The 12,943-nt window shown below is 40.8% G+C and carries 12 protein-coding genes; 2 read left to right on the forward strand and 10 right to left on the reverse strand.

What is annotated here, in order from left to right; genetic code table 11:
• Nucleotide 1 precedes the first annotated feature (1 nt).
• On the reverse strand, nt 2–1,474 hold the full coding sequence (locus PT285_RS08195) for a nicotinate phosphoribosyltransferase (protein ID WP_277149538.1): 1,473 nt from the start codon (nt 1,472–1,474) through the stop codon (nt 2–4).
• A 146-nt stretch (nt 1,475–1,620) separates the two neighbouring features.
• Complete coding sequence (locus PT285_RS08200) at nt 1,621–2,220, reverse strand: nicotinate-nucleotide adenylyltransferase (protein ID WP_277149540.1); 600 nt, start codon at nt 2,218–2,220, stop codon at nt 1,621–1,623.
• A 177-nt stretch (nt 2,221–2,397) separates the two neighbouring features.
• Between PT285_RS08200 and PT285_RS08205 the strand changes: the two genes are divergently transcribed.
• Nucleotides 2,398–3,360 (forward strand): D-2-hydroxyacid dehydrogenase, encoded by a 963-nt coding sequence (locus tag PT285_RS08205; protein WP_277149542.1) that lies wholly within the window; start codon nt 2,398–2,400, stop codon nt 3,358–3,360.
• A 193-nt stretch (nt 3,361–3,553) separates the two neighbouring features.
• Here PT285_RS08205 and PT285_RS08210 read toward each other — a convergent pair whose 3' ends face one another.
• Nucleotides 3,554–3,883 (reverse strand): carboxymuconolactone decarboxylase family protein, encoded by a 330-nt coding sequence (locus PT285_RS08210; protein ID WP_277149544.1) that lies wholly within the window; start codon nt 3,881–3,883, stop codon nt 3,554–3,556.
• A 54-nt stretch (nt 3,884–3,937) separates the two neighbouring features.
• Complete coding sequence (locus PT285_RS08215) at nt 3,938–4,681, reverse strand: SDR family oxidoreductase (RefSeq protein ID WP_277149546.1); 744 nt, start codon at nt 4,679–4,681, stop codon at nt 3,938–3,940.
• Between the two features lie 97 nt (nt 4,682–4,778).
• On the opposite strand from PT285_RS08215, the gene PT285_RS08220 reads away from it, so the two are divergent.
• The gene (locus tag PT285_RS08220; protein ID WP_277149548.1) at nt 4,779–5,177 is read left to right on the forward strand and encodes a MerR family transcriptional regulator; all 399 of its coding nucleotides are present in this window, start codon (nt 4,779–4,781) and stop codon (nt 5,175–5,177) included.
• A gap of 114 nt (nt 5,178–5,291) precedes the next feature.
• Here the strand turns inward: PT285_RS08220 and PT285_RS08225 are convergent, their stop codons facing one another.
• The 6 genes from PT285_RS08225 to PT285_RS08250 all read right to left on the reverse strand — a co-directional run bounded on the left by PT285_RS08225 (nt 5,292) and on the right by PT285_RS08250 (nt 12,919).
• The gene (locus PT285_RS08225) at nt 5,292–5,873 is read right to left on the reverse strand and encodes a hypothetical protein (RefSeq protein WP_277149551.1); all 582 of its coding nucleotides are present in this window, start codon (nt 5,871–5,873) and stop codon (nt 5,292–5,294) included.
• Nucleotides 5,874–6,195: 322 nt separating this feature from the next.
• A complete protein-coding gene (locus PT285_RS08230; protein WP_277149552.1) occupies nt 6,196–7,353 on the reverse strand; it encodes a mannitol-1-phosphate 5-dehydrogenase in 1,158 nt (385 codons plus the stop codon).
• Nucleotide 7,354: 1 nt separating this feature from the next.
• Nucleotides 7,355–7,801, reverse strand: a complete 447-nt coding sequence (locus tag PT285_RS08235; protein ID WP_277149554.1) for a PTS sugar transporter subunit IIA — start codon at nt 7,799–7,801, stop codon at nt 7,355–7,357.
• 14 nt (nt 7,802–7,815) lie between these two features.
• Entirely contained in the window at nt 7,816–9,603 is a 1,788-nt protein-coding gene (locus tag PT285_RS08240; RefSeq protein WP_277149556.1) for a PTS mannitol transporter subunit IICBA, read from the reverse strand.
• A gap of 113 nt (nt 9,604–9,716) precedes the next feature.
• Nucleotides 9,717–11,780, reverse strand: a complete 2,064-nt coding sequence (locus PT285_RS08245; protein WP_277149558.1) for a BglG family transcription antiterminator — start codon at nt 11,778–11,780, stop codon at nt 9,717–9,719.
• A 239-nt stretch (nt 11,781–12,019) separates the two neighbouring features.
• On the reverse strand, nt 12,020–12,919 hold the full coding sequence (locus tag PT285_RS08250; protein WP_277149560.1) for an aldose 1-epimerase family protein: 900 nt from the start codon (nt 12,917–12,919) through the stop codon (nt 12,020–12,022).
• Nucleotides 12,920–12,943: the final 24 nt, after the last annotated feature.

Genomic DNA, 12,943 nt, shown 5'->3' on the forward strand with positions numbered 1-12,943 from the left:
ACTAATTATTTCCTTTAGCAATTTTTGCACGAATATCCTTAATTAACTTGGTCTTACTATCATACAAATCTTGCGACAAGTCAACTGGATATTCCTGTGGGTTCAAGCTGCGTTTGTATTCATCCCACAACTTATCCAGATTATCCGCACAGAATTTTTTAATATCGACCAATTTGGGTTGCTTGTAAACCAGTTTGCCCTCAACAAAAATATCCTGCAGCAGCGGCCGAGCCGTATAGTCCTTAACTACCTTGTTGATATAGGTGTATTGCGGATGGAACATGTAAAGTGAACCCAGCTTGCGCGGATCCTCACCAACCCGGGCAACCCAGTCACCCTCGTTTTTCTTCGCTGTATTAGCCGTAATTCGCCAAATCTGTTTTTTACCAGGAGTCGACACTTTGCTGGCATTAGAAGAAATCTTCAGGGTATCATGCATTTCGTGGTTCGGGCCTTCCATTGACACCAGCTTATAAACTGCCCCAAGAGCCGGTTGGTCATAAGCCGTAATATATTTGGTGCCGATACCCCAAACGTCGATTTTAGCTCCCTGCATCTTCAAGCTGGTAATCGTTGTTTCGTCTAGGTCATTGGAAGCAAAGATTTTGGCATTAGGATAACCAGCGGCATCAAGCTGCTTACGTACCTTTTTGGAAATGTAAGCCATGTCCCCAGAGTCAATTCTGATTCCTTGGAAATTAATCTTGTCGCCCATTTCATTGGCAACCTTGATTGCATTAGGAACGCCGCTGCGGATCGTATCATAAGTATCAACCAGAAAAACACAATTGTGGTGCGTTTCGGCATATGCTTTAAAGGCCTCATACTCACTGCCAAACGCTTCAACCAGGGAATGTGCGTGGGTTCCAGAAACCGGAATGCCAAATAATTTGCCGGCCCGCACGTTACTCGTTGAGTCAAAGCCACCGATGTAGGCCGCACGCGTGCCCCAAATAGCGGCATCAGCTTCCTGAGCCCGGCGGCTGCCGAATTCCATCACGCCGTCGCCCTGAACGGCTAGCTTAACCCGGGCTGCTTTGGTTGCCAGCAGAGTCTGGTAGTTAATGATGTTTAAAATTGCTGTTTCCACCAGCTGACATTGGGCTAGTGGTCCTTCAACCTGCACTAGCGGCTCATTGGCAAAAGCAATTTCGCCCTCTTGCATTGAACGCACCGTCAATTTACATTCAAAATGCCGCAAATAATCAATAAAGTCGTCATCATAGCCGACCTCTTCCTTCAAATATTGCAAATCGCTTTCCTTAAAATGCAAATTTTGCAGGTACATAATTACGTGTTCCAGCCCGGCATAGATCGTATAACCATTGCCAAACGGCTCATCACGGTAATATGCTTCAAAAACAGCGTGGCGTTCGGCGATGCCCTTCTTGAAATATGTATACATCATATTCAGCTCATACAAATCCGTATGCAAAATTAACGAATCATCTTTGTCTAATTCTTGATAAAACATCTTTCCTCCTAAAATAATAATGAGAACAATAATCAGAATAATTATAATATCTTTCGCGTAATCCAGCAATATGGCATATTAATATTAATGAAGTTCGTGTTTTGCATAGAAATTGATTAATTTGAGTTGATTTACAGTAGCCGTGATTATTTTTGATATAATTTTTTGTATTTAATATAGGAAATAACCGCATCCGGCAGCAAATACCGAACCGAGCGATCTGCCCTAATCATTTTCCTAATTTTAGTTGAGCTTAATTTGATTTCCGGTGCATCAAGCCAAGTAACAGGATAAGAAGAGATTACAGAAAATCCACCGCGCTTAATCCCTACCAAAGTAGCCAGCCGCACAATTTGGTCAGGATCCTTCCAGTCCCCAAATTGTTCAATTTGGTCGCTGCCAAGCAGCCAGTAATACTTAGCCGGGAATTTATGGTGCAGGTAGGCTAATGTGTCGACCGTATAGGAGACCCCGCCACGTTCCAGTTCAAACAGTTTGATTTTAAAATGAGGATTATCCTGCAAAGCCAGCTGCAGCATGGCAAGACGATCTTCCGCAGCAATCTGTGGTTTCTCTTTTAGATTAGGAATATTGGTGGGAATAAACCAAATTTCATCTAAGTGCAGCTGTGTACGTGCCTGCTCGGCGATCACCAAATGGGCAAAATGAACCGGATTAAAGGTGCCACCCAGTATCCCAATTTTTTTTATCTTTTTTTGTAAATTCTGCTCCGCGGAATCATTCATTTTTAGTCTCCATTAACATGTATTTGATGCTAAATTTTATCTACATTTATCAAATATACCACTTTTTCGCATAGAACAATTTAGCATTGGCCCAATTAAATAACATTCATTAATTTTTAGTTTATAGTAAACTAGGAACTAGAGCGTTAATAATAACTACAGAATGAAGGTAATAAAATGAAAATTGTGAATTTGGATAGCTATGCCTTGAATCCTGGTGATTTAGACTGGACACCGCTAAAGGAATTTGGTGAGTGCACATTCTACGACCGGACACCAACTGATGACAATGCGAAAATTTTACGGCGGATCGGGGACGCGGAAATCGTCCTGACAAATAAGACACCTCTAGACAAAGAAGTAATTACCAAAGCACCCAAGCTCAAATACATTGGCGTAACCGCCACCGGTTATAACGTCATTGATACAGCAGCTGCTAGAGAAGCCAGCATCCCTGTGACCAATGTGCCTACCTACGGTACCGATGCCGTTGCCCAGTTTACCTTTGCCCTTTTACTAGAGATTACCAGCCACGTTTGCCTGCACAACAAATTGGTACACGAAGGACGCTGGACAAGCAATCCCGACTTCACGTTCTGGGCTAAACAGCTGATAGAACTCAAGGACAAGACACTTGGCTTGATCGGCTTTGGTCGAATTGCCCAAAAAGTAGCAGAAATTGGTCATGCTTTCTCCATGAACGTCATTTTTTATAATCATCGACCCAAAACTGATGTGCCAGCATGGGCAAAGCAGGTCAGCTTGGATGAGTTGTTAGAAAAAGCAGACGTGGTCAGCCTGCACGTTTTACAGGCACCCGAAACAACCGCAATGATCTGCAAGGACACACTTGAAAAGATGAAGCCAAGCGCAATCTTGATTAATACATCCCGGGGCGGGTTAATTAATGAACAGGATTTGGCCCAAGCCCTAAATGATGACAAAATTGCTGCAGCAGCGGTAGATGTTGCTCAAATTGAGCCGATCCCGGCCACAAGCCCGCTACTTACGGCGAAAAATTGCATTATTACCCCGCACATTGCCTGGGCACCGCGCGAAACACGCAACCGGCTGCTTGGCGTCGTGTTCGACAATCTGCGAGCATACCTAAACGGTCAAGAATTAAACGTAGTCAACTAGAATTAATGACACAGATAAAAATATCCCTGCCTTTCAATTGTATGGAAAGCAAGGATATTTTGTTTTTGTTTTAAAAATTACTGCAAGTTTTTATTTTACACAACTGACTTATGTACCAATTTAGCATATTTTTTTGCATCCACAGGCTCCAATCATTCAGTAGAACCGGTTGCAAATACACCTGACTGTTGGACTACTTCTTCTTCATCATTCCAAATTTCTTAGCACGATTAAAAGCAGACCAAGCTTTCGGCCAGCCAGCATAAAAGGCTAACTGGGTAATTTCAGCAACAATTTCTTTTTTGGTAATACCATTATTTTTACCTACTTTCAAATGATCGGCGATTTGCTCAGTGTTACCCATCGCTATCAAGGCAGCAATTGTAGTTAGTGACCGATCATGCGCGGATAATTCATCCTCACGTGACCATACTTGACCGAATAAAACATCATCATTTAATGCGGCAAATTGCGGTGCAAACTCACCTAGCCTGTTTCTGCCTGCTGTTTGTTTTTTAAACATTAGTAATCCCCTTCTATCTAAACTTCAAATTGTCTTATTTTCTCATAATGAATATTAAACCTGGGCAGTTGGCCGAATAACCAATTCATTAATTGTCGTATCAGCTGGCAATTCCACCGCCAATTTAAGCGTATCTGCAATTCGTTCTGCTGGAATTGCTAATTTATCATAAAAATTCTTTCGTGTATTAGCTCTGATTTCAGAAACAGTCATATGATCGACTAATTCCGTTGCAATCGCTCCCGGAGAAACAGTAGTAACGCGAATATTATTAGCAGCCTCTTCTTGTCTCAGTGCTTCACTAATCATCCATACTCCGGCTTTAGTAGCTGAATAAACACCGCCGCCTTGATGAACGGCATGGGCAGCAATAGAAGCAACATTAATAAATTGCCCTGATCCTTGCTCATGCATAATTGGTAACGCGGCATGGATTCCATACAAAACACCTTTTAAATTGGTATCAATCATTGCTTCCCAATCGTCTACCCGGTCCATACTAAACGGTGAATGCGGCATTATTCCCGCATTGTTCATCCACACGTCAATTCGGCCAAAACTACTGCAAGCTTTTTTAGCCAATTTTTCTACACTGCAAATATCTGTTACATCAGTTATTGCATAATCTGCTTGACCACCTGAAGCCGTTATTTTGCCAGTAATTTCCTTTAAACGCTCTTCCCTGCGCGCTCCAAGCATAATTTTATAGCCGGCTGCCGCCAATTTCAGTGCCGTAGCCTCACCTATTCCGGATGATGCACCCGTAATCGCAATAACTTTAGCTTTATTATTTCCCATCTCTTAATATTCCTTTACTAAAATTGAATTTATCAAATTACCTGTTATTCTTATATTATATTAGCCGGTAGTTACTACCTGTAAAGGAGAATTAAAAATGTTATATAAAATGATGGATGTCTGCCGCAAAAGCAATATCAGCTATGAAACACTGAAATTTTACTGTAATAAGGGCCTAATCCCAAATGTAAAACGAGACAAGAATAATCATCGAATATTTGACGAATATGACCTTAACTGGATAAAAGATGTTATCTGCCTAAAAAGATGCGGAATGTCAATCGCAGAAATCAAAAAATATATGCAGCTTTGTCTAGAAGGCGAAAAAACAATCGTTAAACGAAAAAATATTTTAGAAGAAAGCAAACAAAAAATTGAACAGCAGATCTCACTAATGAAAGAAAATCTTAAATACATTGAAAAAAAAGAAAATTTGTATACGCAATTGCAACGCCACGAAATTCCTTATCGAAGTAATTTACTAAAGAAAAAATAAAATTCGTTTCATACTACTTAACAGACTTATTACACAGCCAGTTAAAATGAAAAAGCCTGTCAATACGGTTTTAAAACCATGCTGACAGACTTTTTTCGTTATTCAAATTTTATCCTAATATGACATATCCTTGAAATGATACTTGCCGTATTTCTGGGCTAAATTCACATCCTTAAATCTCTGGCCAACGACTTTACCCTTGCCGTTTGCCCAAAAGAGCACTTTATGCCGCTTGCCATTCAGCTTTTCATAATGGCAGGCAAAAGCTGTACTATTCTTCTTAGTAAACTTTTTATTCAAAGCCCACGTGACAACTGCCCATTTCACACCCTTCATTCGTTTCCATGTACCCCGTGTGTAGTGGGTAAAGAGTTTCTTATTACTTGCAACTGGATTTTTTTGATTTTTCCACTTTTTCGACATTTGCCAAGGATACTTATTCGTGCCTTTGACTTTTCCCATAACCCAGATAGAATTTTCGGGCTTATTGTAACCACTTTTCCAAATCTTACTTGCAGCGCCCGTTGCATCATACCAATTACCACGCCACGATTTTGGCAGCACAAACGGTTTAACAATTCCATATTTATCACCTGTTTTAGCTTCAACCGGCTGCGAATTCTTGATTCCTAAAGTTGTCATACCGGCAATAGATAAAGCCAGGCACGTCAAAATCGTCAATAATTTTTTCTTCATTATCTTTACCTCACGATTATAACTATTTTGTTTTCTCGTAGGTCGTATTAAAAGTAATGCTCTTGCCCAGGCCTACTTTCGGAAGAGCATATTTTCTTTGTTTAAACGTCAAAAAATTCAAGCCACTTATCTCTCATCCCAATTATACCCTTAGTTTAGTATCAATACTAATTCTTGTAAAGAATAATAAAGTCAAACTTCATAATTTATAAGCAAATTAAAATGCACGTTTTTGGTAAAACACCAACAACGTGCATTAATAATTTTTATTCAAAAAATACTAGCTTATTAGTCAGCTTTCCCGACAGGCGCCTAAACAAACTTACTTCTTAGCTTTCTGATAGGCCGCAGCAATTTCATTGGCCAATTCTTGGTCATTCTTTAGACCTGTCGTGGCAACAATTACCTGGTTAAGGTCATCATCTTGCAGCATCTTTTGCAATTTCTGACTCTCGCTGTCGCCCGGCTCATCAAACAAGTAAATCCTGCCGACAGTTTCAACCAAAGCGCTATAATCAAGGCCGCGTTCCTTCAGCTCCCTAATCGGCCGGATGAACCGTTCATCATAACCTAGCTTGCGGATTGGCGTTCTGCCCACCCGGGCAACGTCATCCGAAATATACGGATTCTGAAATCTGTGCAGAATCTTTTCGTGGTAATCTTCCAGGCTCTTTTCGGTAAAAATTTCATGCCACTTGCTGAAAAGAAGTGCCCGCGTTTCACCCAAAACCTTTTTAACCTGCGTCAAAACCTGCGGATCCTTAATCGCATCCCCAATTGTTTCGTAACCCAGGCTCTTGCCGGTGTAGGCCACCGTGGCGTGCCCGGTATTGACAGAAAACAATTTTCTTTCAATATACGGTTCCAAATCTTCTGCATAGTCAACGCCTTTAAGCGTGATCGCTTGATTTTTCATCTGGCTCTTGTCAATGACCCATTCCTTGAAATCTTCAACCGAAACAAAGAGCGGATCATCATGATGCTGAATCGGCACAATCCGGTCAACAGCGGCATTCGGGAAGCCAATATACTGGTCAACTTTAGGTTTGATGTCCTCATCTAAATGACTGTAGACATCTTCCTTTAAGTGCTGCGAGCCGCCAATCATGTTCTCACACGCAATCACATCCAGTGGCTGTGTATTACCGGCCTTAATTCGCGCGGTCAAGCCTTGAGCAATCAGCGGGGCAATTATTGGTAAAATTTTCGGGCCGATCGCGGTTGTGATCATGTCGGTTGTTTTAATCGCGTCAATCACCTTTTCCGGCTCCTTGCCGTTATTAATCCCGTCAACGTTCGTCACGTGGATCCGCTTCTTGCCCGGCGCCGCTAACTCAATCTCATATTCACCGCGCTTATTCAGCTCGCCAATAATGGTTTCATTGACATCAACGAAGTCAACACCGAAACCGCTATCATTCAACGTTTCGCCAATAAAGCCGCGGCCAATATTTCCGGCACCAAAATGTACTGCTCTCATTCTATTTTCCTATCTCCTGCAATAAATCAACAATTTCTTCTGGTGTTTTAGCATCAGCAATTTTGGCAACATTAGCAACATTGCTGCAGAACAATGCGATTTGCGACAAAATATTTAAATGTTCATTATCTTTACCGGCAATCCCAAAGACAACCGTAACCAACTGCTCCTGATCTTCATCGGGTTTACTAAAGTCAACCCCCATCGGAATTTGTACGATGGAAATTCCTGTTTCTTTGATATACTTTTTACCCTCATCGGTTCCGTGCGGAATTGCAATGAAGTTACCCATATAGGTTGACACATCATTGTTACGCGCAATCATGGAATCAATGTACTCCGGCGCAACGCAGCCGCCATCAACCAGCAGTTGACCCGCAATTCTAATTGCCTGATCTCTAGTTGGCACTTCTTGGTCAAGCTTAATCATGTTTGTCTTTAATTTCATTAAACTATGTCCTTTTAGTTAAGTTTTGCAACGATTTCATCCAGTTCTTTGCCTTGGAGTAAATCATCTTCAACAATAACCTGAATTTTGCTGTAGCGTAATTTCAAATTCCGTTCAGCCTCAGGTGTAACAATTACCAAATGACTTGGATCATCATCGATATCTTCAATTCTAACTGCTTTAACAGGAACGGTCTTTCCTGCTTCTTTCATTTTATCAGCAAACAGACTTGTTGCCATTGTGGAAGTCCCAACATGCTGGTCATGGCGAATAAAGTTAACTTCTTTAACCTTAGAAAAATCCACTTTATCTAAAGCATTGGTTTCGTTTGCGGCTTCAGCAGCTTTCTTAGTATCGTTATCATTAACCTGGCTCAAAGCCGTGAAATTAGCAACGATTTCATCATATTTTGGACTACTTAAAAAGTTGTCGACTGAAATATGCAAAGCACTAGGAGTCTTTTGTAATGACCGGTCAGCCAGCTGATCCTGAGTGATAACTAATAACCCAGCATCATCTTTCAGATTTCTGATGGCCATGTTGGTCACATCAATATTAATATTTGCTTTCTTAAATTTGTCACGGAGAAGTGACGCACCCATGGCGGAAGAACCCATTCCAGCATCACAGGCAAAAATAACTTTCTTAACATCAGCATAAGATGCAACTGAATTAACAGCTTCTGTCGATGAAGGCATTGCCTCACCTTTAGATTCTGCCTTCATTGCCTGCATCTGCTGTTGCTTAGTAGCCAGGTCATCGTCTGTACTCTTGTCATTCTTCAAAATAATTGCCGAAATAACAAATGAAACAATTGCAGCACCGAGCACACCAACAATATTGCCAAAGTAACTGCCTTTAGCGGAAACAATTAACATCGCAATAATTGAGCCAGGCGAAGCTGCAGCCTTCAAACCGCCGCCGAGGACTGAAAACAGGAATGTTCCCGTTACACCGCCGGCCATTGCAGCTAAGATCAGAATTGGCTTCATTAAAATATATGGGAAGTAAATTTCGTGAATCCCACCAAAGAATTCAATGATTGCAGCACCAGGTGCAGAACTCTTGGAACTGCCCTTGCCAAACAACATAAAGGCCAGCAAAATTCCTAAGCCTGGACCGGGGTTTGATTCCATCATGAACAAAACCGACTTACCGGCTTGTGCAGCTTGCTGAATTCCTAGAGGTACCAAGATTCCGTTGCCGATTGCATTGTTTAAAAACAATACTTTAGCCGGTTCAATAATAATGTTGGCTAGCGGCAGCATGTGAACCCGGATAATGGCATCAACTGCGCTGCTGGCCCAGCGGCTGCCTGTTACCATGATTGGATTAACGATAAAGTAGGCAAAAATTGCCAACATCAGACCCAAAATACCAAGTGAGAAGTTGTCGTAAATCATTTCAAAACCAGATTTAATCTTGTGTTGGAACAGATTATCGACTTTTTTCATCAACCACGCACCTAGCGGCCCCATAATCATGGCACCTAAGAACATTGGCTGATCACTACCAACAATTACCCCGATCGTGGCAATCGCACCAATTACGGCACCACGCTCTTCGTCGACCATTTTACCACCGGTATAACCAATCAGTAGCGGCAGCAGATAATTAAGCATCGGCTTACTCAAATTATTAATTTGCGGGTTAGGGAACCAGCCGTTAGGCGTCATAAAAATGGCGGCAGTCAATCCCCAGGCAATAATCGCACCAATGTTGGGCATGATCATCCCGGACAAAAATGTACCAAATTTTTGAATCTTCACCTTTACTGAAGATCCTGTATTTTCTTGAGACATCAAATCTCCTCCTTCTTTCATCTGCTTTAATCATAAGATTAACAGCAATCGCTTTCAATGAAATGAAGAAGTATAATTGGCACAAATTAGCATGACAGTTTTTGTTAATTGCTTCACTTATCCCTGAATTTTTGCAAAATTTCTACCAAGCATTCTTTAGCAACCGCATCCTTAAGCTGCTGCTCGGTACCATGGCTAAACAACGCCAAATTGAAATCATTCATAATAATCATGCTACTCACCAGGCTCATAACATCTTGTTCGGCAGAAGATAAATTTTCCGGTCCGAGCATCAGCAAGACACGGCTGACATTAATAAAATTGTGGTCCATTGCTTCAAGCCGCAGCTGCTTTTGTAAATCAAAAACGCAAAATTGGCAGCGTTTGATCTCCCTATTACTTGTATGAAAAAGGGCAAGATTGCTTCCGGGAATTCCCACCGGGGCAGCCTTGATCCGCTCATCTATTTTTTGCGCCACGATTCGTTTATCCCGAATGACAGAATCTTCTGTTTTAGCTAAACATAGGCGAATCAACTCCATTGTCGTCGAAAAATCAGCGGTAATTGTCTCCACCTTGATTCCATTGACCAACTCGTTGCAAAATAACGTATCAATTGTGGCCTGAGACAACTGCTCCGTTGCACCCCCACTGGTGGTTGGAAGCAAGCCGCACTTCTTATTTGATTTAGGGGAATAATCTGCTAAATAGTCTTTGATTTTATTAACCTGCTCGGCGGGTAAAAGCGGACTTACGAGCTGATAATTAGCCGTAAAATTTTTCAGCTCAATCGTTGATAAAAGCAAATCATATTTTGACAAGTTCAATAATGGTAAATCAGAAATTTTACTCAGAGTAATATTCTTAATTTCCGGAACTTCTTGTCTAATCCGGCTGCGCAAGATTGAAGAGACACCGATCCCATTCTCACAGACAATCAAAACGCTAAACTTATTGACATCATATTTATTTTCATACTCATTGGCAAAATAAAGCAGCAGCAGTTCCATTTCGGAAGAAGAAATTTTATACCAGGGAAATTCTTGTTCCCACGCCTCTTTGACTGTCAGGTACAGCTTTTGAAATCTTTTGCGCAGACTGTCCAAAGTTTGAATTTTAACATTTGGTAACGGCACAACATTGTTTTCCAGTAAACTTAAAATATGACTGGTTAATTTATTGACAAAGCTGGGGTTTGCCTGAAAGTCATAGCCTGTCTTCTGTGAAACTCTGCCGACAAAATTCTTAACTTGAAACGAAAGCTTTAATTCATCATCATTATCATAATGCAGCGTCACCCGCTGCTTGACAATTCCTGCTAAGGATTCAGCCAAGTAAATAATATCCGGTTCTGCGAGTGTTATTTTAGTCTTCTTAGCGAGTTCCGCCGCAAAATCCGCCACCATTTTGTGAAATTGCGGTGTGAGGGTTAGCGCATCATTTTTCTCTAATGAACAGCCCTTTTTAATCCGCATAACCGTAATGGTAAAGGTTAAAATTATCCTGACCATTTCCTGATCATTTTTTATTTTAATTTTGGCAAAAACGGTTTGGTCAAGAACCAGTTTGATTTTTTGGAGCAGTTCTAGCGGTAACAGCGCCAAAAAGAAATCATTGCCCTCTTCAAATTGATCATTCAGATACCGAAAGAAATCATAATCATTAATTTCGCTCGCAAGCAGGCTGACCAGCAAGTTACGCCGCAGATTCTCAGCAGCCTGTAAATAAATTCCCACACCCTTTTTCTTTTCCAGTTTAACAGAGCTGCCTGTCAAAAACTGCTCAACCAAATTTAAATCATTACTGATTGTTGATTCACTTACACGTAAATCAAGTGCCAAGTTAAGAATTTTTTGCGGTTCATTACTGAGCAGCAGGCTAATAATCAAAGCTGTTTGCCGCTGACTAACGGACAAAAAAGTCGGAGCATTTTGGGCGGCTAAATTTGCAGCGAGTGCGGTGATTGAAGCTGGCTTTCCTTGAAGAGAATAAACCCGCTTCTTCTTAACAATTTTTAAGTCCTTTTTCTCTAATAATGCCTGCAAATTTTCAATTTCACGGTAAAAGGTCCTTTTACTGACTTTTAGTAAACTTGCAAATTCATTGGCATCTAAACCAGTTTTATTTTGAACTAGGCTTGTAAGAATTATTTGCTGGCGTTGGCTTAATATACTCATAAACATTTTCCAATATACATATACGTTTTATCATACCATGCTTATTGTACTACTTTTCCTCGGTTTATTATCTAGAATCTACTTAATCCACGCAAATAAGGACTCAAAGCCAGTCCTTATTTTTACCTATCTTTAATCCTTCACTTTATTGACCATAATTATGCAAGAATTTGCACCTGATACCTCAACCAATACTACAAGCACTTCATAGAACATTTTTAATAATTTCTACGCACAATCTAACTAAAAGTCAACGTGTATCGGTGTGTCTGCGCCTTCAACGGTTCCAGACAGTTGACAAACGGTTTACGGCTAAAATCGCCGTAAGCGGCAGCTGGATCCGCCAGTCCCCAGCATGGTTCGACCGAAACAAAATCGCCATAATTTGGATAAGAAGACCAGAAGTCCATCAAGGGCGTGTTGAACATTGTCACTGCCACCGAATGCGGCAGCGACTTATGCCTTATTGTAAAAGTTTCCTGCGGCTGAACTAAATTCATAATAATTGCTTCGTTCTTGAACAATTCATGCGAAAGTCTGAAGCTGGTCTTGGAGTTAGCAATTTTGCGTGTCTTTGGCAACAGCAGTGAATCTGAATTTAAAAAATATTGCTGCCTGTTACCACCCTCTGCCTGCGTGAATTCCAGGTAATAATCAGTAAAAACAGTCTCCCTTAAGAAAGGAACATTAAAACCGGGATGCCCGCCAATTGAATAAAAGAGTTTGGCACCGGTCGAAGTGTTGGTAACACAATAATTTATTTGCAGGGAATTTTTGTTGAGTGTGTAACTTACCTCTAACCGAAAAGCAAAGGGATAAATTTTGCGCGAATTTTGGTTAGCCGTAAGCTGCAAAGTAATCTTTTTTGGACTAGCATCGACTACAGTGAAATAGCTGTCTCGAGCAAAGCCATGCTGCATCATTTGATAGGTATGCTTTTGATAAGAAAACTGGTTGTTTCTCAGCTTGCCAACAATGGGAAAAAGAATTGGAAAAGTTCTCTTCCATGAATATTCATTTCCCTGCCACAAATATTCCACCTGAAGCGCCTTATTAAAAATACTTTTAACTTCCGCTCCTTTTGAATGGACGGTAATTTTTAATAAATCATTTTCTAAAACAAACTGTTTATCATCCATTTTTTTCACCCTCTTTCAGTTCAC

Source organism: Lactobacillus sp. ESL0791 (genome assembly GCF_029433255.1).
Lineage (GTDB): Bacteria > Bacillota > Bacilli > Lactobacillales > Lactobacillaceae > Lactobacillus.

Excerpts from the sequence above, each read along its gene's own strand:
- PT285_RS08230 (WP_277149552.1), bottom strand. The coding sequence starts at position 7,353 with ATGAGAGCAGTACATTTTGGTGCCGGAAATATTGGCCGCGGCTTTATT.
- PT285_RS08205 (WP_277149542.1), top strand. The coding sequence starts at position 2,398 with ATGAAAATTGTGAATTTGGATAGCTATGCCTTGAATCCTGGTGATTTA.
- PT285_RS08245 (WP_277149558.1), bottom strand. The coding sequence starts at position 11,780 with ATGAGTATATTAAGCCAACGCCAGCAAATAATTCTTACAAGCCTAGTT.
- PT285_RS08195 (WP_277149538.1), bottom strand. The coding sequence starts at position 1,474 with ATGTTTTATCAAGAATTAGACAAAGATGATTCGTTAATTTTGCATACG.
- PT285_RS08235 (WP_277149554.1), bottom strand. The coding sequence starts at position 7,801 with ATGAAATTAAAGACAAACATGATTAAGCTTGACCAAGAAGTGCCAACT.
- PT285_RS08210 (WP_277149544.1), bottom strand. The coding sequence starts at position 3,883 with ATGTTTAAAAAACAAACAGCAGGCAGAAACAGGCTAGGTGAGTTTGCA.
- PT285_RS08225 (WP_277149551.1), bottom strand. The coding sequence starts at position 5,873 with ATGAAGAAAAAATTATTGACGATTTTGACGTGCCTGGCTTTATCTATT.
- PT285_RS08250 (WP_277149560.1), bottom strand. The coding sequence starts at position 12,919 with ATGGATGATAAACAGTTTGTTTTAGAAAATGATTTATTAAAAATTACC.
- PT285_RS08215 (WP_277149546.1), bottom strand. The coding sequence starts at position 4,681 with ATGGGAAATAATAAAGCTAAAGTTATTGCGATTACGGGTGCATCATCC.
- PT285_RS08200 (WP_277149540.1), bottom strand. The coding sequence starts at position 2,220 with ATGAATGATTCCGCGGAGCAGAATTTACAAAAAAAGATAAAAAAAATT.
- PT285_RS08220 (WP_277149548.1), top strand. The coding sequence starts at position 4,779 with ATGTTATATAAAATGATGGATGTCTGCCGCAAAAGCAATATCAGCTAT.
- PT285_RS08240 (WP_277149556.1), bottom strand. The coding sequence starts at position 9,603 with ATGTCTCAAGAAAATACAGGATCTTCAGTAAAGGTGAAGATTCAAAAA.